Consider the following 20,860-nt stretch of genomic DNA (forward strand, 5'->3'; position numbering starts at 1 on the left):
AGGTATTGAGATTTTTTAATATTTGATAAAATTAAGGTTTTAATAATATTGAATGAGTTAGGTTTATTCCCAGTACCTAATAATATTCCTCCTTGTTTTATCTAGCTTAATTTTTAACTGATCTGCCCGATTCTAGCATGCCGTATTTTGATAAATACAAACATAATCTGCCATTTCCAAACTCAACCAGTATTTAAAAAACAAGCCCAAAACCATCATCTAAAAGTGTTTTTTATGATTAGTGAGAAGGCATACCATCCACGCTACCTTTCGGTTTAGGGCTCATCCAAATCAGGATACTGGCAAATACAAACACCATCGCCATAATCATAAAGAAATGATTAGCCGAAATCGTAATGGCTTCTTTGTCCACTAAATTCGCGATCAAACCTAAGGTCGCATCCGAAGAAAATCCATTTTGGATTAACGCATTCTGTACTTCTTGTGGATGTAAGCCATTGACCATTTCACTTCGTGCCACTTTGGCGTGATCATCCCAGATCGTGACCGCAATTGAAGCACCTATTGCTCCAGCCATCGTCCTCAAGAAATTCATTAACCCTGCGGCAGACGCCATCTCTTGTGGCAATACTGAACCCATCGCAATATTGGACAGTGGAATAAAAAAGAAAGGGACTGCAAAGCCTTGCAAAATTTGTGGCCAAGCCAATGCCATAAAATCAGCATCCGTGACCCAAAATGCCCGCATCATCGTTACCACGCCAAGTAAAGCCAAACCAAAACTGGCTAATGCTCGCGGGTCGTATTTAGTGGAAAGTTTTGCCACAATCGGTGACATGGTCAAACTACCAAAACCCATGGTTGCCGTGAGATACCCAGCCCATGTTGCGGTATAACCCAAGTTGATTTGCAGCCATTGCGGGATTAAAACAATACTGCCAAAGAATGATCCAAAACCAAAAGCCAAAGCAAGTACTGAAATGCTAAAACCACGATGTCGGAACACGTATAAATTCACCACAGGATACTTTTCCGTAAGCTCCCAAATCATAAATACAATAAAGCCGATGATAGCGACCAAAGCGAGCATAATGATACTGCTGCTATTAAACCAATCTCTTTCGTGACCCAAATCGAGCATCAATTGCAGCGCACCAATCCATAGCACCAGCAAACCAAGACCAATCGCATCTATACGCAATTTTTCAGTTTTGGTTTCAGCCACAGATAACAACCGCACCGCAGCTAAAGCACAAAAAATCCCCACGGGAATATTGATAAAGAAAATCCAGTGCCACGACAAATTATCACTAATCAAACCACCCAAAATGGGTCCAAGGATCGGTCCAATGACAGTGGTCATTGCCCATAGTCCCATTGCTTGTGCGTGTTTTTCAGGTGGGAAAATGCGCATCAATAATGTTTGGCTCAATGGCATGAGTGGTCCACCACACAATCCTTGACCAATACGAAAAAACACCAGCATTTCCAATGAAGTCGCTAAACCACACAGGAATGAAAAAATCGTAAAACCAATCAGCCCAAACACAAACACTCGAACTGTTCCAAAACGTCCAGCCAGCCAACCTGTGAGTGGTACACAAATCGCTTCAGCAACGGCGTAGGAGGTAATCACCCATGTGCCTTGTGAACTGGAAACAGCTAAGTTCCCCGTAATATGTGGCACTGAAACATTGGCAATGGTGGTATCGAGTACCACCATAAAATTTGAGAGTGCGATGACAAAAGCAGCAAGCAGTAATCGCCCACCACTCAGTTCAGCGAAAGGATTCTGAGTTTTCATAGCAATTACTTCGATGCGAGATCAATATTCACTTGCATCGACAGCCCAACCCGCAGTGGATGCTCTGCAAGTTCTTTAGGATCAAGCGTAATTCGCACAGGTAAACGCTGTACCACCTTGATCCAATTCCCTGTCGCATTCTGAGCGGGAATCAAAGCAAATGCTGAACCTGTACCTCCAGAGAAACCTTGTACTACACCGTGATATACCACGTCATCGCCATAGAGATCAGCGCTTAAAGTGACTTTTTGCTCTGTTTTTACTTTAGCGAGTTGGCTTTCTTTAAAATTGGCGTCGACATATAACGCAGAAATTGGAACAACCGACATCATCACTGTACCTGGTGCAACACGTTGTCCAATTTGAATATTACGGCGTGCCACTACACCATCAACAGGTGCACGAATCACGGTACGCTCCAAATCCAGTGTTGCTTGATCGAGGTGTGCTTTTGCCACTAAAACGTCAGGCGTTGAAGCTTCATTGACACCCTGAATCAATGCTTCATTGGCCGCGAGCGTACTTTCAGCAGCTTTACGGCTTGAGGTTGCTTGAGCTAAACCCGCCTGAGCTAAATCCAAACTGGCTTTAGCCGTAGAAACGGCACTTTGTGCTTTGCTGAGTTCTTCTTTGGATATCGCCCCTGAAACAGCAAGCTCATTACGTCGTTTCAGTTCCAATACAGCACGATCAAAATCCGCTTGAGCTTTATTGACTTGGGCTTGGGCACTGATAATTTCATCATTGTGTACCCCAACTTGAGAGTTCAAAGAACTACTGTTGGCTTGGCTTTGTTTATATTGACGTTGTGCTTTTGCAAGCTCGGCTTGCGCCTGAGCCAATTGAATCTTGGCGTCACGTTCATCAATCCGAACCAACACATCACCCTGTTTCACTTGTTGGGTATCTTTCACCAATACTTCAGCCACTTGCCCACTGACCATTGAAGTAATCTGTGCAGTTTCTGCGCCGACATAAGCATTATCTGTGCTGACGGAATGATTGAAAAATAGCGCCCAAATCGCATACAAAATTGCGGCAAGAATCAGAATGAGCGCAAAAAATCCAAGAAACTTTTTACGTTTTGCTTTCATCGCACCATCTGATGCCGAGTCTGAAACCATATTCTGTGAATTTGCTGGGGCGTCAGTCATAGGTTATTCCTGAAAATTAAAACGACTTTTTAACTTTTGGTTTAATCAGCCGACCAGCTTAATTTTGAATACTTAACGGAATATTAAAATTTAAAAGCTAAAAACAAACAAAGGGCTATAATTATTCTGACCATCCGAATCGCTATACCTAAAAAACAAGATTCATCAGGCTTATGTTTATGATTATTTTTTGATATGGATTATAAAAATAAAAAAAGCGTCCAAAGACGCTTTAGTATTCAGGAGATGACTAAAATGCATAAGATGCAATTGCGGTTGCAATCGGCTTATCTTCATCATTGACCATGGTCATACGCATGGTACAACCCTTGCGCCCTAAACGTAATGTTTCTGCACGTGCGATGAAGAACTTACCTCGACCCGGTGCTAAATAATCAACACGCATATCGACCGTCGCTAAGCGAGAGACTTTTTTAATGGTATCTGGTAAATCTTCAGGGTTTGCACGACGATAAAGTTGTTCCATCGCCACCACGCCACCAATACTATCCAGCATTGTTGCAGCAACACCACCATGCAAAATTTGGAAAGCGACATTACCAATCAGTTCAGATTGCATGTCGATATAACCCTCGATTTGATCATCCACCACTCGCATGACCATGCCACAGTGCTTAAAAAATGGTGAAGAATTAAATGCTTTACAAAGCTGTTTTAATACCACGCCATGATCGGCTTTAGCACCTAACTGAATATTACCTGTCCAGTTTTTCTTTACATCATTCATACGCTGTCTAAATCCAAAGGAACGATAAACATCCCATTATTTTGTACAAATCTAAAATTATGGGGCTACAATAGCGAGGATATTTAATTGACCTAAGCCGCTAAGTTCTCCCCTAGCGTGACTTAAAAAGATTCAATTACTCCTATAGTGTAATACTGAACATCGAGATTGTTATGACTTATACGTTCAATCGTCCTGCTTTTCCTGCGACTCGCATGCGCCGTATCCGTAAAAACGACCAACTTCGTGCTATGGTCAGTGAAACACAACTCACAGCTAATCATTTGATTTATCCAGTATTTGTATTACCTGGACAGCAACAAACGCAAGATATTCCAAGCATGCCAAATGTGCAACGCTTATCTGCTGATTTATTACTCAAAAAAGCTGAAAGCTTGTTGGAACTGGGTGTATCAAAACTTGCATTATTTCCAGTTACCCCACAACAAGATAAAAGTTTAACAGCAGAAGCGGCTTGGGATGAAAATGGTTTAGTACAAACCACCTGCCGTTTATTAAAAAAAGAATTACCTGAAATGGTGTTAATTACAGACGGCGCACTTGATCCATATACCACGCATGGTCAAGACGGAATTATTGATGAGACAGGTTATGTCTTGAATGATGAAACAGTTGAATGCTTGGTTAAACAAGCCTTGAGCCATGCGGCGGCGGGTGCTGATGTAGTTGCACCAAGTGACATGATGGATGGTCGTATTGGTGCGATTCGACAAGCGCTTGAACAAAATGGTTTTATTTATACCAACATCATGGCTTATTCAGCGAAATACGCATCTAGCTTCTATGGTCCATTCCGTGATGCAGTTGGCTCAGCAAGCAACTTAAAAGGCGGCAATAAATATAATTACCAAATGGATATCGGCAACCGTGCCGAAGCGTTGCATGAAATCGCATTGGATCTTCAAGAAGGCGCTGACATGGTGATAGTCAAACCGGGTATGCCTTATCTCGACATCGTCCGTGAGGTAAAAGACACCTTTGGCGTACCGACCTTCATCTATCAGGTCAGTGGTGAATACGCCATGCTTGCAGGCGCGATTCAAAATGGTTGGTTATCTGACAGTGTGATTTTAGAATCATTGATGTGCTGTCGTCGTGCAGGTGCAGATGGTATCTGGACTTATTTTGCAGAAGAAGCAGCGCGTAAACTGAAAGAGATGAAATAGAACTCCACTTATGCATATTGCCATCATTGGTGCAGGGATTAGCGGCTTAATGACTGCACTTGAGCTTGCTGAACAAGGCTGCTCAGTCGATATTTTTGATCAACAACAAGCTGGTCAAGCCGCTTCGTGGGCGGGTGGCGGTATCCTCTCCCCGATGTACCCTTGGCGATATGCGCCTGAAGTGAATCAACTCGCCAAATATGGCAAATCCCTATATCAAAGGTGGAATGAAAAACTATACCCTATCACAGGCATTGATTTTCAAATTCACGATACAGGTATGCTGATTTTTGATAAGGGTGACTTCCAAGTAGGCTTGGAATATGCTGAAAAATATCATGAGCCGATGCAACGTTGTGAATACTTAACAGGCGATGACATCCAACAGGTAAATCAGCATATCTCTGCGGACTTCGAACAAGCAATCTATTTCCCAGAGCTTTCAAATGTCCGCAATCCTCGTTTACTCCAATCACTGATCAGCTATTTAAAACAACACCCTTCAGTCCGTTTTTTTGAATACTGCCCGATTGAAAAACTCATTATTAAAAATAAAAAAGTGCATGGCTTACAGGCGGAAGATGGGCAACAATATTTTGCCGATCAAGTGGTACTCGCGTCTGGTGCATGGAGTCAACACTGGGTTGAACAAATACAACGAAACATTCCTGTTCATCCCGTTCAAGGTCAGATGCTACTGTTTAAAACCCCTGAGAACTGGCTCCCCACCATGTGTATGAATCGTGTGATGTATCTGATTCCACGTCAAGATGGTCATATCGTTTGTGGTTCGAGTATGTCGGAGTGTGGATTTAGCACTACCGTTGATCAACAAACCCAGCACAACATTTTAACGGCTTGTTTGGAGATGATTCCTGAGTTGGAACAGTTCCCGATTGTGAAACGTTGGGCAGGCTTACGCCCTAGTTCGCCACACGGTATTCCTTATATTGGTGCAATGCCTGAAATAGAAAATCTATGGGCAAACTTTGGACATTTCCGTAATGGGCTATGTATGGGTGCTGGATCGGCTCAACTTCTACGCCAGTTGATATTAGGACAAGAAACTTTTGTCAATCCAACAGCTTATTCACCTCAACGATTGCAGCGCTTGGCCTTAGTCACGCCTTAGAATTTGTTGTAATGCAGACTCAAGATCAGGATAACTAAATTCAAACCCATGCGCTAATAACGCACTTGGTTGTACATATTGCCCATTTAAAATCAATTGCGACTGTTCACCTAAGCTCCATTCAAAGATACATTTTGGCATCCGCATAAATGGTTTACGCTTTAAAACGTTGGCTGCAATACGGGCAAATCGCTGTTGATTGGATTGTTCAGGAGCAACAAGATTATAAACCTTTTGCGAGCTTTCCAAGGTCAATAAAAACAACATGGCGCGCAGCACATCCTGAATATGAATCCATACTACGGGTTGTAATCCTGTACCAATTTTACTGACCATATTCAATTTAATAGGCAAAAGCATCTGCGGTAAGATCCCACCATCACCCGCAAAAACCACACCTAAACGAATGATCTTGGTATTTTGATTAGAAAATTTTAATGCGGCCTGTTCCCAGGCTTGGCATAGTTCTGACATAAAAATATCGTGTGGAGGCGAATTTTCATCGCACACTGTCGCCCATTGTTCAGTCGGATCAATCCCGTAATAACCAATCGCTGAACCTGAAATAATACATTTAGGATAAATCTGTTTACGCTCTAACCATTCATAGAGCTTTTCTGTCGTACTGACTCGGCTTTCTATGAGTTGCCTTTTTCGTTGTTCGCTCCAGCGTTTCTGCCCAATACTTTCACCAGCGAGATTAATCACATAGTCTATTTCAACGCACTGGATCTGCTCTAAATCATTCACCCAAGTTAAATGCGGATGTTGAGATGCGTTTTGTTTTTGTCGAGTTAAGGCAATAACTTGATATTGTTGTTCTAACAGAAACGGTAAAAGATGAGAGCCGATGAAACCACTCGCACCAGTTACCAGTACAGTCAATTTTTGCATGATGCTACCTATCAAAAATGATATGTATAAGTAGCTATAACAGAATAAAAATGAATTACAAGATGACTTTGAAACTATCCAAACATCTTATGCGCCATTCGCTGTGCCTGCTTGCCATAAAACCAATAAGTAATTAAGAATAATGGAATCGCCAGCATCAACCACATCGCGAGTACAGTCAGCAAGAATTTAGGTTGTTGTAAATATAAGAGGAAGTTCTGCCAAACTTCAGGATCTTTACGAGCAAAGATAAATAGCCCCAACAATAAGCCCAATACATTATATCCCCAAAAAATTAGGGTAAATGCGAGTGTTAAACGTTTTTTCTCTTGGACGCTTGGTGCACGTTGTTGTTGTTTTAAAAATTTGAATAATACAAAGATGATCGCAATCAGATAAGGCAGTGCGGTGAGGATACCGCCGATACTATTTGGTAAAATCGCAGCCAGTACACCAGCCAACAAAGTCGAAATGAGACAAATGATAAAAAACCATAAATAATACAAACGCAATGAAATCATAAACATATACCCAATTAGATCGACCTTGATCAATGATTATAGATTTTTTTCACTTTTTTTTCATTTTTATGTCAACCAATCTACATCTAGTCTCGTTATATAGAGTACAAGGTCGCAGCAACCGAAGCTACATTGCACGGCATCCGCAACGTTTTCGGTGACCTTTCATTATGACTTTTCCTCTTCGGAATTGGTTTTGTTAGCAGCCAAAACTTATGATGAAGATTTGACCGACGATTTACCATCACTCGAATCGTCGGTTTTTATTTGCCTAAAACTTGTGTTTTAAATGCCGCCTGCTCTACAAGTCATGGTGTATTCGCTAATTTAATTACATTCATTTTCAATACGTTTATCTCAAAATGATTAAACGAATAAAATTTGTATTTCCAGTCAAGGGATGTATTCCAATAAAGCATACTTACATAAATCTTTATGTCCAGATCACCCAATCTATTTAGAATAATTCAAAGACAATAAAGACAAAGGAATAAATGGATGAACGCTATTATTTATTTTGAAATCCAATCTTCAAACCCGTAACGTGATACCACTTTTTATGCGTCGGCTTTTGGCTGGAAGTTTGAAAAAGTAGAGGATTTGCCAATTGAATACTATCGCATAGAAACTGACGGCATTCACGGTGGTTTATTACAGCGCCCTGTTGCAACCCCACCGACTGAGTGTGGTACCAATGCCTATACCTGCACCATAGAAGTTGCAAACTTCGATGAAACAGCCGCTAAAATTTTAAGCCTAGGAGGTATTGTGGCAATGGATAAATTTGCCATTCCAAATCGTTGCTGGCAGGGCTATTTCCTCGATTTAGATAATAATGTTTTTGGGATTTGTGAAATGGATGAAAAAGCTATATAAAATAGACCATTGAATTCAATCTTATTGAGATTTAACTATGCCTTTTCCCATAGAGGAAGAATATATTTTAGCTACGGAAAAAGAGCTGAATCTCGTTTTCCCCCAATCATTTAAAAATAAGATGCTTGAGGAAAATGGTGGTGATGTTTTTATCGCAGAAGATTACTGGCAAATTTTCCCATTTTTTGATCAATCCAATCAAAAACGAAAAATCCGTACTTGTAATCATCTTTTGCATGAAACAAAACTTGCGAGACAGTGGGTCGGTTTTCCTGAACTTGCCATTGCTATCGCTCGTAATGGGTGCGGAGATTATTTAATTTTTCTTCCCTATGATCACACACCACAAACACTTTCAGATGCTGTCTACATTTGGTTTCATGGTACTAATGAAATACAGCAAGTTGCTTCAGATTTTAAGCAATTGTACTAATCAAATTTTAAACTTGAATCAACTTAAAAGATATTCTTTTGATTGATAGATAACACCTCGAGACTTATTGCCCCTTAAACTGCGGCGGACGCTTTTCTAGCATGGCACGTATACCCTCTTGAGCATCCTCAGATTCAAATAATGGTTTAAGGTAATTATCCATTTTCTGAAATGCAACAGTTTGCCCTAGCGTCACAGCATCCGTTGCCGAAGCCAGTAAAGCTTGTACAGCAAGAGGCGCAGCAATACAGATTTCTTGAGCAATTTCTATGGCACGATCAAGTTGTTTACCTTGTTCAACGACCTCAGAAACAAGATTCAATTCATTTGCTGTCTGACTATCAAACGTTTTACCTGTTAATAAATATGGCATGGCTTTTTGCCAGCCTGCGGCCTGCACAAAGCGTACCGTTGCCCCACCAAAAGGCATGATACCTCGCTGTACTTCGAGCTGACCAAACACGGTATCATCACTGGCAATCACCACATCAGCATTGAGCATCAATTCTACCCCTGCGGTATAGCAGATTCCTTGTACAGCAACCACTACAGGTTTAGTTCTGTGCCGACCGCCAACGCCCCAAGGATTAATTTGACCTTCCTGAAAATTAAAAATTCCCTCTGAAATTTTTGACTGTAGCTCAACAAGGTCTAAGCCCGCTGTGAAATGATCACCATGAGCAAAAATCACGGCGCAACGCAATTCAGGATCATCTTCATATTCCGTCAAAGCTTGGGACAAAGCTGAAATCATATGGCTATCAAAAGCATTGCGTTTGGGGACTCGGTCTAACCCAATCAACATGATATGATCAATTATTTCGCGGCTTACTTTACCTAAGCTCATTTTCTATTTCCTCTTTTTTTAAATAGACTTCTTTCATACATGCCCTTGCGGAACTTCAATCGTTCCTCATTCTCCGATCAGAGAAATACAAAGAAGGTGTAAATAATTAAAGCGTCGAATCATCATTTAAATATCAAACTAGAGGATCGTTTAAAGACAATCAATGATCATCTTGTACAGTATTTTTTCTTCAATATTTAGTGATTGCAGATGATATTTTTAAAGTGATCCATCCCAGTTCATAAGCACGAAACCACTATAAAAATTCTTTTGGCTTCGTGTTTTGTATTTTTTGTTGATTTGTACTATCTGGTTTTTGACGATAGTATGTTCAATATGAACAAAATTATGTCGACCCAAGCACATTCCTATTCATACCGATTCAAACGAAATATCATTTATCAATGATGTTATATAAACCCTCGATCGACTTAGAAATTAAAGAAAAATATCGAATTAGCAAGGTTTTATATGACATTTACTGAAACGAAAGGTTTTTTTAGAACCGCAATTTTATTTCCTGTATTTATCCCAACCATCATCGTCATTGTGTTGGTTCTTCTCGGCACCATCAGCAATCCAGAATTAGCAGGGCAGTTTTTCTCTCAAGTTCTCAATTATGTGACCAACACCTTTGGTTGGTTTTACATGCTCGCAGTCGCCACATTTCTCATTTTTATTGTCGGGATTGCGATGAGTAACTGGGGAAATATCAAGTTAGGCCCAGATCATGCTGAACCTGAGTATAGTTTCTTGTCGTGGTTTGCCATGCTCTTTTCAGCTGGTTACGGCATCGCATTGCTCTTTTTTGGCGTTGCAGAGCCCGTTTTACATTTTAGTGCCCCGCCTCAAGGCGCTCCAGGAACGATTGAAGCTGCAAAACAAGCGATGCAGATTTCATATTTCCACTGGGGATTTCATATCTGGGCTATCTATGGTGTGGTCGGATTGTCACTCGCTTATTTTACTTTTCGACATGGGCTACCACTTGCCATGCGCTCCACACTGTTCCCATTTATTGGAAATAGAATAAATGGCTGGATGGGACATACTGTTGATACCTTTGCAGTTTTAGGGACTTTATTTGGTATTGCAACCACGCTAGGGTTATCTGTCACTCAGATCAATACAGGTGTAAATTACTTATTCCCCTCTATTCCTATCAGTATCCCTGTACAAATTGCGACCATTTTAATTATTACCTTACTAGCCACATTTTCAGTCGTCGCAGGCATGGATAAAGGTATTAAACGACTATCGGTCATCAATATTGGGCTCGCAGTTGCACTGATGCTTTTTGTGTTTATCGTCGGACCAACCTTATTTATTTTACAAACCTTTGTAGAAAATACAGGAAGTTATCTCAGCAACCTCGTCGAGAGAACTTTTAGTTTACAAGCCTATACTGCAAATGACTGGATTGGTAACTGGACTTTATTCATCTTTGGGTGGACGATTTCTTGGGCACCATTTGTGGGGATCTTTATTGCGAAAATTAGTCGCGGGCGAACCATTCGACAGTTCATCGTGGGTATCATGCTCATTCCGACCATTTTTACTTTTTTATGGTTCTCTGTGTTCGGGGATACAGCACTACATTTAATTTTAGTCGAAGGTTACCAATCTCTCGTTCAAGATGTGCAGCAAGACAAAGCCATTGCATTGTTTAAGTTATATGAGCACTTACCACTCACCTCATTGTTGTCCGTTTTGAGTGTAATCCTCATTATTACTTTTTTCGTTACCTCTGCGGACTCTGGAGCATTGGTTATTGACTCATTGACCTCAGGTGGCGTAACCGATACCCCGATATGGCAACGTGTATTTTGGACCACAACACAAGGTCTCATTGCTTCAGGCTTATTACTTGCAGGTGGACTTTCAGCCCTACAAACTGCATCGATCGTGAGTGCATTACCTTTTACCATTATTATGTTAATCGCCATCATCGGGTTGTGCAAAGCACTGGCGATCGAACAACATCGAAATACCAGTTTGACCCATCATCAACCTTCACAGCATAACGCACAAAAAAATGATGATACTGAAACTTTAATACAAAGGCGTCTCAACTATTTAGTGGCCTTTCCAACCCAAGAACAAGTCAGAGAGTTTATTGCATCTACCGCGTATCAAAGTATCGAGGCAGTGAAACAAGGCTTCCAAGAAAAAGATTGGCCATTTGAAGTGACCTATGATGAGGTAAATGCTCGGGTACAGCTTAAATTATCAGAACCCAATAATGTTGAGTTTATCTACGAAATACGAATGTGTGAATACAGCACACCAAGCTATATGAAAGAGCTGAAGCGTAAGGAATATGCTGACCAAGAAAAATATTATAGAGCAGAAGTTTTCTTACTTCGTGGAGGTCGAGCTTATGATGTATACGGCTTCGATCAAAGCTCACTCATCAATGATATTTTAAATCAGTTTGAAAAATACCTTCACTTCTTACATATTTCGCCTAAAACATTACCATGGAAAATGGAGAATGACTTTCATCATTAATTCATAACGCTATAGCGAGATTATAAGTTCAGCAAAGCATTTCGATGCTTTGCTGAACGATCTTCAATCAATTTAAGCGTACTTGTTGCATTCAAATAACGCCATTCCATTTTCTAGCTGTAAATTATGCTACCTTATTCCTATTCAAAACTGGGACTTTCCATTTCATGACTGTGCGTTTTTTTCATACTTCCGATTGGCATTTGGGGCAGTTTTTTTATAACCATTCCCGCCATTACGAACATGAACAGTTTTTGACATGGTTACTCGAACAAATCAAGGTAAAACAACCACATGCTTTGCTGATCGCAGGTGACATTTTTGATGTGATCAATCCAAGCTCACAAGCACAAAAACAACTCTATCAATTCCTAGCCGATGCTCATGACATTGCTCCACACATGCAAACCTTGATGATCGCAGGTAATCACGATTCAGGTTATCGCATCGAACAAGTAGAGCCTCTTTTAGAAAAATACAATGCCAAAACAGTCGGTGTGATTCGTTGGAATGATGACCGAACACTTGATCTAGAACGTTTAATCTTACCGATCTATGATGAACAGAAACAGATTGTGGCATGGTGCATTGCCCTGCCATTTTTACGATCAGCCGAAATTACAGGTTTTAATGAACATACCACGGAGAGCCAAAGTGCGATTGCCTATTTACATCAACAATTGATCGCTGAGGCAAAACACAGAAAAACCGATGATCAAGCCCTCATCCTGATGTCCCATGCACATATGCAAGGCGGCGAAACTTCAGATTCAGAACGACCAATTATCATTGGCAATGAAGAAGCACTTTCCACCACGCTATTTGATGATGTGATTGATTATGTGGCTTTAGGTCATCTGCATAAACCACAAAAAGTACAACATTCGCATATCCGTTATAGTGGCTCACCGATTCCACTGTCATTTAGTGAAATCAACTATAAACACCAAGTGGTTGAGGTCACCATTGATCCAGAAAAAGACCAAAATAAATTTGAATTTGAAGCCATCGCAATTCCTCGCTCTATTCAATTACACAAAATAAAAGGCGAACTGAATGAGGTGATGCAACGTCTAAAAAATCTGCCCAATGACATCATCGAAAATCTCAACCACCGTGAATATGTCGATATTGAATATCACACGGCGACCCCTCCACAGCCAAATTTAAGACAACAATTTGAAGATGCCTTACCCAAAGATCGCTATCGTTTAGTGCGGATTTCAAGACAATACTTATCCAATGAAAATAATGCTGAGATGAAGCAAAGTATTAGCCTTGAACCACCTACACCTGAAAAACTATTTCAGCAAATTTGGCAAAAAAAAGGTTATAGCGTTGATGATGACGTCAGCAAAGACTTCCTAAGTTTGGTTGCCGAAGCACAAAAACAACTTGAAGATGATCACTGTAACTAAAGAGCTGCCATGAAAATTTTATCGATTCGACTTAAAAATTTGGCATCTCTAGCAGGTGAACATTTTATTGATTTTGAAACTGAGCCTTTAGCCAATGCTGGACTGATTGCGATTATTGGCAAAACTGGCGCAGGTAAATCCACTATTTTAGATGCCATGTGTCTTGCGCTATTTAATAAAATTCCAAGACTTAAAGACAGTGATGGCAAACTCTTAGATGTAGACGGTTCAGAGTTACTCACTAACTCTCCTCTCACAGTGTTACGGCGTGGTACTGGTCATGGATTTGCTGAACTGTGTTTTGTGGCGCAAGATCAAAAACATTATTTAGCCCGTTGGGAAATTAAACGCGCGCGTGAAAATGCCAATGGTAAATTACAAAGCGTACAGCGCTCGCTGAAATGCTTAACCGATGGTGTGGTCATTGCTGATAAAACCAAAGCCGTAGAAAATCATATTCAACAAATCACGCAACTCAGTTTTGAGCAATTTACACGTGCAGTTTTGCTGGCACAGTCCGAAGTGACTGCCTTTCTAAAAGCCCGTGATAATGAACGTGGTGAATTATTAGAATATCTGACCAATTCCAGTATCTTTGCGAAGATTGGTCAATTGGCGTTTGAAAAGACGCGTGAAATAACGAATCAACGTAAACAACTGGAAAATGTGTTAGGTCATATTGAAATCCGTTCGGATGAAGAAATTGCTGAGCTAAAAAACAAATTTCAACAGCTACAACAACAAGTTCAACAATTTGAAAATGAAAAAAATCAACTTAAACAACAACAGCAGTGGTTTGAACAAAAACATAAGCTGGAAAGTGAAATTGTCTTAAAACAGCAATACCACGCCACTCAACTCAAGGCCCATGATAGCTTAGCAGCAGATCGTCAATTGCTCGTACAACTAGAGACCTTCTCAGACATACGACCAGTTATTTTCCAGCAACAACAACTTCAAAAAACACAACAACAACTCGAACCTCAAATTCAGCAAAAACAAAATAGCTTCGCGACTTTATCGACTCAATTCGAGCAAGAAAAAACGCTGTATTCCCAAGCAGAATCAGCACTACAGCAGTTCCAATCCTTTGAACAAACCTATCAAAATGAACTGACCCAAGTCCGAAAATATATACAAGAACGTGAATACATCGGCGAAGAATATAAAAAGACCAAAAGCAGATTCAGCCAAATTGAAAACCAACAACAACCTTTACTGACTCAGCAGCAACAGTTTGAGCAAAACATTCAAACCCTAACTGAACAACAAAAAATTTGCAGCGAGCAGCAACAACAAAGCACTCAATTCTCGCCTTTAGATAAAGGTTTAAATGCGCATATCCAACAACTCAAACAATTTATTCAGCAATATCAGAAAGTCGAAAACACTGTAGGTTCTATTCAACACGCCCAAGCCAAACTTGAGCAAGATCAAATAAGGCTAAATGGTTTAGTTCAACAATTTGGAACAGCGCAGCAGATCGAGATTCAAATTGAGCAAAAACAGAAATTAAGAGAACAGCAACAGAATCGACTAAATCAACTCGATATTATTCAGCAAAAACTTCAGCACTATTTTGAATTAAAAAATGAAGTCTTGTCTTTGCAAAGCAAATTCGAGACTGTACAGCAGCAATCTCAACAGCTTGAACAGAATAAGAAAAAAACTGAGCAAGATTATCAATCTGCAAAAAATGAACGTGAAAAATTACAAGATATCTTGCAGCAACAACGTTTATTACATGCAGAAAATATTGAACATTTACGCGCTCAACTGAAACAAGGTGAAGCCTGTGTAGTTTGCGGTAGTACCGAACACCCCTACCGTGATGACGAGAGCCAAATCTCTAAAGCCTTATATGCCTTACAGCAACAACAAGAACAGCAAGCGATTCAGCAGGAACAACAGTGTTTACAACTTTGGCAACAGACACAGCAACAATTCACACAGAGCCACACGGAACAAAGCCAATTGCAACATGGCTTGCAACAGATCAGTGAAAAATTAAAAATTCAGGATCATCAATTACAGCAGCTTATAGTGCAATCCGAAATTCAACTGGATTTCAATTTGGCTCAGCATGAAATCACAGCATCGCTGCAACTTTTAGTCACCCAATCAACGCAATCTAAACAACAGATTGAAATAGATCTACAACGACTCAGCCAAGCCCATAAAGATCAATACAACCTAACGCAGATCATTCAAAATACACGTCATCAACTTGAAACAGTACAACAGTTACAACAACACATTCAGCATATCGTTGACTGCCTGAATCCTGATGAGAAAATATCATGGTCTGCGCAAACCTTGTCATTTTCACAGCAAATTTTGCAGTGTTTGCAGCAGCGTAATCAGCAACTTGATCACGCAGAAAGTCTCATCAAGCAAATGGAGCATGCAGATCAACAATTGAGCTTATTAAAATCGAATTTGGTTGGATTAACCGCACAACACACCGATTTAAAACAACAATTAAAAGATATCGAAGCCAAAGGTAAACAAAATACTGAAGCAGCCAATCAACTGATCGTTATCATGACGGGTTCAACTGAATTCATAGCCAATGAATGGTTAACTCAACATGATCAACAACGTCAGCAATTACAGCATCAATATCAGCAAATCAAGCAGCGTTTTGAGCAAGCGCGTCAAAATTTTGAACAACAAAAAAATGAATTAGAACAACTTAAAGCGCAACAGCAGCAGAATCATCATTCGCTTGAGCAATGTAAAGCCGAAGTAGCAACATGGTTGTCTCAACACCAACATTTTACTGAAAGCCAGCTGAGTGAATTACTTGCGATTTCATCAACTCAAGAACAGCAGATTCGTTTAGCCCTACAACATGCAGATCGTCTCCTGAGTGAAGCAGACTACGCCCTTAAAACAATCCAAGAGCAACGGCATGCCCATCTACAGCAACAACCGAATATTCAAGCTGAACAGCTCACTGAATTGATCCGTTGCAATCAAGAAAATGTACAGCAATGTGTAGAACAACGAGATCAACTTAAAGTACAGCTTGAGGTACATCAACAAAACCTCGCCAAACAAAAACAGTTTGCAGATCAAATTCAACAAATACAGCAGCAAGAACATCGCTGGAATAAGATTTCCAGTTTAATTGGCGATTCAAAAGGCAAAGATTTCCGTGATTTAGCACAGCAATACAATCTCGACATTTTACTTGAATATGCCAATCAACAACTGGCGATGCTATCTCAGCGCTATACTTTAAAACGTTTGGATAATTCGCTGAGTCTTGCCATTATTGATCATGATATGGACGGCGAAACCCGCTCTGTTGCTTCTTTATCTGGTGGAGAATCATTCCTCACTGCCCTTGCGATTTCATTGGCAATTGCCAATATGGCTTCTGGTTCGATGAAAATCGAGTCTCTGTTTATTGATGAGGGCTTTGGCACATTGGATGCATCTTCTTTGCATATGGTCATGAATGCACTCGATCAGTTGCAAAGCCAAGGACGTAAAGTCATTTTAATTTCACACATTCAGGAAATGCATGAACGCATTCCTGTACAGATTCAGGTACAACCAATTGGGTCAGGTTCGAGTCGGATTGAAATTATTGGTTAACTCACTTTATAGTGAATAAATAGTCACAACGGTTCTATTGAAATGAAACAGAACAAAGCTATTATTTTTGACCTTGATCAGACTCTGCTTGATCGGACAACTTCTCTCATCAGATTCCTAACTTGGCAAACGAATTACTTTCGATTAATTCCCAATAAAGTTAGAGAGCAATTTATCAAACGCTTTCTAGAATTAGACGATAATGGCAAAGTTTGGAAAGATCTTGTTTATGAAAAATTAACTCAAGAATTTATGATCAAACATATTTCTAAAGATCAGCTACTAGAAAGTTATATCAATGATTTTAATAAATTTTCATGCTGCTATGAAAACGTAGAAATTACGATTAATCAGTTGAAGCAACATGGTTATTTAATTGGTTTAATATCGAATGGCAGAACACCTTTTCAAGAACATAATTTTTATGCATTAGGCTTATCTGAATTCTTTTCAAGTATTCTTGTTTCTGAGGCTGTAGGACTTCGAAAACCTGATCCTAAAATTTTTCTATTGTCATGTACACAACTTGGCGTGCCTCCACAAGATTGTATCTTCGTTGGAGATAATGAAATAGCGGATATACAAGGTGCAAAAAAAGTTGGTATGAGAACCATCTTCTTTCACCCTGATCCGCAAGTTGAATCATTGATTGCCGATGCTAACTTACATAATTATGAAAAATTCAGCGAGATTTTAAAGCATTTATAATTTAGGTTATGCTCAACTCTTACTTGAATAATCCCTCAACCCAAACAACGCCGTCCCAACTCTGACCATCGTTGAACCTGCTGCAATTGCGGCATCCAAATCTGCCGACATGCCCATACTTAAAGTATCCCAGTCTTGAGGCTGTGCATGCTGAGACTTTACTTGCTCAAATAAAGTTTTAGCATCAGCAAATGCAGCACTATTCTCAGGTGCAGGAATCACCATCAAACCACGTAAGCGCAGATTAGGCAGTTGGCTGATCTGTTGAACTAATTCGGCAACCTCATCAGGCTGACAACCATCTTTAGAGTCTTGTGCATCAATATTCACTTGAAGACAAATATTCAAAGCTTGCTGACCGTCTAAACGCTGATTAGACAACCGCTCAGCAATAATGAGACGATCGACACCATGCACCCAATCAAACTTTTCCGCTAAATGTTTGGTTTTATTGCGTTGTACATGGCCGATAAAATGCCATTCGATATCTAAATCTTGGAGGTTATCTATTTTTTCTAAAGCTTCCTGCAAATAATTTTCGCCAAAACAACGTTGTCCAGCCGCATACATTTCTTGGAGACTGCTAGTCGGATGCGTTTTGGAGACAGCCAATAATTGTACAGATGCTGCCGTTCGATTAACTCGCTGACAAGCCTGCTCGATTTGGCTTAATACTTGTTGGCGCTGCTGTTGGAGTAAATTCATTGACACAGTTCTCATTCACGACATCTTTTTTTGCATAACCACAATCAGAAGTCTTGGTAAGCTTCGGGGAAAGTCTTATATTATTCTACAAAATAATGAATTACTTTTTTAATTGTTTCGGGGAAATTATGGATATCACAGAATTACTCGCCTTTTCAGTAAAAAATGGTGCATCGGATTTGCACCTTTCGGCGGGCATGCCACCGATGATTCGTGTAGATGGTGAGGTTCGCCGAATTAATCTACCCGCGCTAGAGCACAAAGATGTCCATCGTCTTGTTTATGACATCATGAATGACAAACAACGTCGTGATTTTGAAGAAGACCTTGAAACCGACTTTTCATTTGAAGTCCCAAACATTGCTCGTTTCCGTGTGAACGCATTTAACCAAAACCGTGGTGCTGGTGCAGTCTTCCGTACCATTCCATCTAAAGTTTTGACGATGGAAGACTTGGGTTTAGGCACAATTTTCAAGCAAATCTGCGATTATCCACGTGGTATTGTATTGGTTACAGGACCAACAGGTTCAGGTAAATCGACCACCCTTGCGGCGATGATCGACTATATCAACGAAAATCGTTATGACCATATTTTAACAGTTGAAGACCCAATCGAATTTGTACATCAGTCTAAAAAATGTCTAATCAACCAACGTGAAGTGCATCGTGACACCCATGGCTTTAATGAAGCATTACGCTCAGCATTGCGTGAAGACCCTGATATTATTCTAGTCGGTGAGATGCGTGACTTAGAAACCATTCGTCTTGCTTTAACCGCAGCGGAAACAGGTCACTTGGTCTTTGGTACGCTGCATACCACTTCAGCAGCCAAAACCATTGACCGTGTGATCGATGTCTTCCCTGCTGAAGAAAAAGATATGGTTCGTGCCATGCTCTCGGAATCATTACAGGCGGTAATTTCTCAAACCTTGTTGAAAAAGAACGGCGGTGGTCGTGTGGCTGCACACGAGATCATGATCGGGATTCCTGCGATTCGTAACCTTGTTCGTGAAAATAAAGTCGCACAAATGTACTCTGCGATTCAGACGGGCGCCAACTACGGTATGACCACATTAGATCAAAGTCTTAAAACACTGGTTTCTAAAGGCTTGATTAGCCCTCAAACGGCACGTACCGCCGCCAAGCAACCTGAATCATTCCTATAAAAATTACAAATGGATTAGAGAAATCTCATGGACTTTAATGACTTGCTCAATTTGATGATTCAACAAAATGCATCTGACTTATTCGTCACTGATGATGTAGAACCATCGATGAAAATTAACGGACAGATTGTCCCTGTAGCCAAAACAAAATTATCAGGTGAAATCGTCGGTCAGTTACTGCACTCAATTATGAGTGATAAACAACGCAAAGAATTTGCGGAAACACGTGAATGTAACTTTGCGATTATGAACCGTGAAAAAACCGCACGTTTCCGTGTTAGTGCATTTCAACAACGTGATATGCCAGGCATGGTATTACGTCGAATTGAAACCGTCATTCCAACGATGGATGAGTTGAAACTTCCAACCGTACTCAAAGATCTTGCCATGACCAAGCGCGGCATTATTATCTTTGTGGGTGCAACGGGAACCGGTAAATCAACCTCTTTGGCTTCGATGATTGGTTTCCGTAACCACAACTCCAAAGGTCATATTATCACCATCGAGGACCCGATTGAATTTGTACATCAACATGCAGGTTGTATCGTCACGCAACGCGAAGTCGGTATTGATACTGACTCATTTGAAGTTGCTTTAAAAAATACACTACGTCAGGCACCTGATGTTATTTTGATTGGTGAGATTCGTTCTCGTGAGACCATGGACTATGCGATTGCTTTTGCAGAAACTGGTCACTTGGTATTGGCAACCCTACACGCAAACAACGCCAACCAAGCACTGGATCGTATTATTCACTTTTTTGAAGCAGATCGTCATACGCAACTGTATATGGATTTGTCACTAAATTTAAAAGCAATGGTTGCTCAGCAATTGATTCCAACACCAGATGGCAATTCACGACGTGCAGCAATTGAAATTTTAATCAATACACCATTATTAGCTGATTATATCCGTAAAGGTGAGATTCATGAGATCAAAGATCTGATGAAACGTTCGCGTGAACTTGGCATGCAAACCTTTGACCAAGCCTTATTCGACCTCTATAAATCAGGTGAAATCACTTATAAAGATGCACTTAAACATGCGGACTCACCAAATGATTTACGTCTCACCATTAAACTTTCAGAAGAAGGGGCTGATCAACTCTTAAATGCGAGTCGCAATATTACCTTTGATGGTCAGTAAAATCTCCCCTAGCCCCTCTTTATCAAAGAGGGGTACTCCTCCC

At 40.3% G+C, this 20,860-nt stretch carries 16 protein-coding genes and 1 pseudogene; 10 read left to right on the forward strand and 7 right to left on the reverse strand.

Translation table 11 applies throughout. From position 1 onward, the window contains the following. Nucleotides 1-238 precede the first annotated feature (238 nt). The 3 genes from F903_RS14135 to F903_RS14145 all read right to left on the reverse strand — a co-directional run bounded on the left by F903_RS14135 (nt 239) and on the right by F903_RS14145 (nt 3,667). Complete coding sequence (locus F903_RS14135) at nt 239-1,765, reverse strand: DHA2 family efflux MFS transporter permease subunit (protein ID WP_005198012.1); 1,527 nt, start codon at nt 1,763-1,765, stop codon at nt 239-241. A gap of 5 nt (nt 1,766-1,770) precedes the next feature. After that, on the reverse strand, nt 1,771-2,919 hold the full coding sequence (locus F903_RS14140) for an HlyD family efflux transporter periplasmic adaptor subunit (protein WP_005198013.1): 1,149 nt from the start codon (nt 2,917-2,919) through the stop codon (nt 1,771-1,773). A gap of 250 nt (nt 2,920-3,169) precedes the next feature. Next, on the reverse strand, nt 3,170-3,667 hold the full coding sequence (locus F903_RS14145; RefSeq protein ID WP_005198016.1) for a thioesterase family protein: 498 nt from the start codon (nt 3,665-3,667) through the stop codon (nt 3,170-3,172). A gap of 173 nt (nt 3,668-3,840) precedes the next feature. Here F903_RS14145 and hemB point away from each other — a divergent pair, with 173 nt between their 5' ends. Next, on the forward strand, nt 3,841-4,854 hold the full coding sequence (gene hemB / locus F903_RS14150) for a porphobilinogen synthase (RefSeq protein ID WP_004670174.1): 1,014 nt from the start codon (nt 3,841-3,843) through the stop codon (nt 4,852-4,854). 10 nt (nt 4,855-4,864) lie between these two features. Then, nucleotides 4,865-5,986 carry a glycine oxidase ThiO gene (gene thiO / locus F903_RS14155; protein ID WP_005198018.1) on the forward strand — a complete coding sequence of 374 codons (1,122 nt, stop codon included), beginning with the start codon at nt 4,865-4,867 and terminating at the stop codon, nt 5,984-5,986. Here thiO and F903_RS14160 read toward each other — a convergent pair. Both F903_RS14160 and F903_RS14165 read right to left on the reverse strand, forming a co-directional pair. Then, complete coding sequence (locus F903_RS14160) at nt 5,972-6,880, reverse strand: TIGR01777 family oxidoreductase (protein ID WP_005198021.1); 909 nt, start codon at nt 6,878-6,880, stop codon at nt 5,972-5,974. The genes thiO and F903_RS14160 overlap by 15 nt on opposite strands. Before the next feature lie 74 nt (nt 6,881-6,954). Beyond that, nucleotides 6,955-7,401 (reverse strand): ABZJ_00895 family protein, encoded by a 447-nt coding sequence (locus F903_RS14165; protein ID WP_034595084.1) that lies wholly within the window; start codon nt 7,399-7,401, stop codon nt 6,955-6,957. A gap of 498 nt (nt 7,402-7,899) precedes the next feature. On the opposite strand from F903_RS14165, the pseudogene F903_RS14170 reads away from it, so the two are divergent. Further along, nucleotides 7,900-8,277: pseudogene (locus F903_RS14170) on the forward strand (VOC family protein). A gap of 37 nt (nt 8,278-8,314) precedes the next feature. After that, entirely contained in the window at nt 8,315-8,710 is a 396-nt protein-coding gene (locus F903_RS14175; RefSeq protein ID WP_005198026.1) for an SMI1/KNR4 family protein, read from the forward strand. A gap of 64 nt (nt 8,711-8,774) precedes the next feature. Here F903_RS14175 and F903_RS14180 read toward each other — a convergent pair whose 3' ends face one another. Then, on the reverse strand, nt 8,775-9,557 hold the full coding sequence (locus F903_RS14180; RefSeq protein WP_005198028.1) for a crotonase/enoyl-CoA hydratase family protein: 783 nt from the start codon (nt 9,555-9,557) through the stop codon (nt 8,775-8,777). A gap of 471 nt (nt 9,558-10,028) precedes the next feature. Here F903_RS14180 and F903_RS14185 point away from each other — a divergent pair, with 471 nt between their 5' ends. The 4 genes from F903_RS14185 to F903_RS14200 all read left to right on the forward strand — a co-directional run bounded on the left by F903_RS14185 (nt 10,029) and on the right by F903_RS14200 (nt 17,800). Continuing rightward, nucleotides 10,029-12,068: a BCCT family transporter gene (locus tag F903_RS14185; protein WP_005198029.1), complete on the forward strand. Its 2,040-nt coding sequence runs from the start codon at nt 10,029-10,031 to the stop codon at nt 12,066-12,068. A gap of 167 nt (nt 12,069-12,235) precedes the next feature. After that, entirely contained in the window at nt 12,236-13,486 is a 1,251-nt protein-coding gene (locus F903_RS14190) for an exonuclease SbcCD subunit D (RefSeq protein ID WP_005198030.1), read from the forward strand. A 9-nt stretch (nt 13,487-13,495) separates the two neighbouring features. Next, entirely contained in the window at nt 13,496-17,092 is a 3,597-nt protein-coding gene (locus F903_RS14195; RefSeq protein ID WP_005198033.1) for an AAA family ATPase, read from the forward strand. 42 nt (nt 17,093-17,134) lie between these two features. Then, a complete protein-coding gene (locus tag F903_RS14200; RefSeq protein WP_004670159.1) occupies nt 17,135-17,800 on the forward strand; it encodes an HAD family hydrolase in 666 nt (221 codons plus the stop codon). A 12-nt stretch (nt 17,801-17,812) separates the two neighbouring features. On the opposite strand, the gene F903_RS14205 is transcribed toward F903_RS14200, so the two are convergent. Next, nucleotides 17,813-18,505: a YggS family pyridoxal phosphate-dependent enzyme gene (locus tag F903_RS14205; RefSeq protein WP_005198034.1), complete on the reverse strand. Its 693-nt coding sequence runs from the start codon at nt 18,503-18,505 to the stop codon at nt 17,813-17,815. Nucleotides 18,506-18,633: 128 nt separating this feature from the next. On the opposite strand from F903_RS14205, the gene F903_RS14210 reads away from it, so the two are divergent. Beyond that, nucleotides 18,634-19,671 (forward strand): type IV pilus twitching motility protein PilT, encoded by a 1,038-nt coding sequence (locus F903_RS14210; RefSeq protein WP_004670156.1) that lies wholly within the window; start codon nt 18,634-18,636, stop codon nt 19,669-19,671. Between the two features lie 27 nt (nt 19,672-19,698). Then, complete coding sequence (locus tag F903_RS14215) at nt 19,699-20,817, forward strand: PilT/PilU family type 4a pilus ATPase (protein ID WP_005198037.1); 1,119 nt, start codon at nt 19,699-19,701, stop codon at nt 20,815-20,817. The last annotated feature ends 43 nt before the right edge of the window (nt 20,818-20,860 follow it).

The organism is Acinetobacter sp. NIPH 298 (genome assembly GCF_000369505.1).
GTDB lineage: Bacteria > Pseudomonadota > Gammaproteobacteria > Pseudomonadales > Moraxellaceae > Acinetobacter.

Excerpts from the sequence above, each read along its gene's own strand:
- F903_RS14210 (WP_004670156.1), top strand. The coding sequence starts at position 18,634 with ATGGATATCACAGAATTACTCGCCTTTTCAGTAAAAAATGGTGCATCG.
- F903_RS14205 (WP_005198034.1), bottom strand. The coding sequence starts at position 18,505 with ATGAATTTACTCCAACAGCAGCGCCAACAAGTATTAAGCCAAATCGAG.
- F903_RS14145 (WP_005198016.1), bottom strand. The coding sequence starts at position 3,667 with ATGAATGATGTAAAGAAAAACTGGACAGGTAATATTCAGTTAGGTGCT.
- F903_RS14160 (WP_005198021.1), bottom strand. The coding sequence starts at position 6,880 with ATGCAAAAATTGACTGTACTGGTAACTGGTGCGAGTGGTTTCATCGGC.
- F903_RS14200 (WP_004670159.1), top strand. The coding sequence starts at position 17,135 with ATGAAACAGAACAAAGCTATTATTTTTGACCTTGATCAGACTCTGCTT.
- thiO (WP_005198018.1), top strand. The coding sequence starts at position 4,865 with ATGCATATTGCCATCATTGGTGCAGGGATTAGCGGCTTAATGACTGCA.
- F903_RS14175 (WP_005198026.1), top strand. The coding sequence starts at position 8,315 with ATGCCTTTTCCCATAGAGGAAGAATATATTTTAGCTACGGAAAAAGAG.
- F903_RS14190 (WP_005198030.1), top strand. The coding sequence starts at position 12,236 with ATGACTGTGCGTTTTTTTCATACTTCCGATTGGCATTTGGGGCAGTTT.
- F903_RS14180 (WP_005198028.1), bottom strand. The coding sequence starts at position 9,557 with ATGAGCTTAGGTAAAGTAAGCCGCGAAATAATTGATCATATCATGTTG.
- F903_RS14140 (WP_005198013.1), bottom strand. The coding sequence starts at position 2,919 with ATGACTGACGCCCCAGCAAATTCACAGAATATGGTTTCAGACTCGGCA.
- F903_RS14135 (WP_005198012.1), bottom strand. The coding sequence starts at position 1,765 with ATGAAAACTCAGAATCCTTTCGCTGAACTGAGTGGTGGGCGATTACTG.
- F903_RS14185 (WP_005198029.1), top strand. The coding sequence starts at position 10,029 with ATGACATTTACTGAAACGAAAGGTTTTTTTAGAACCGCAATTTTATTT.
- F903_RS14215 (WP_005198037.1), top strand. The coding sequence starts at position 19,699 with ATGGACTTTAATGACTTGCTCAATTTGATGATTCAACAAAATGCATCT.
- F903_RS14165 (WP_034595084.1), bottom strand. The coding sequence starts at position 7,401 with ATGATTTCATTGCGTTTGTATTATTTATGGTTTTTTATCATTTGTCTC.
- F903_RS14195 (WP_005198033.1), top strand. The coding sequence starts at position 13,496 with ATGAAAATTTTATCGATTCGACTTAAAAATTTGGCATCTCTAGCAGGT.
- hemB (WP_004670174.1), top strand. The coding sequence starts at position 3,841 with ATGACTTATACGTTCAATCGTCCTGCTTTTCCTGCGACTCGCATGCGC.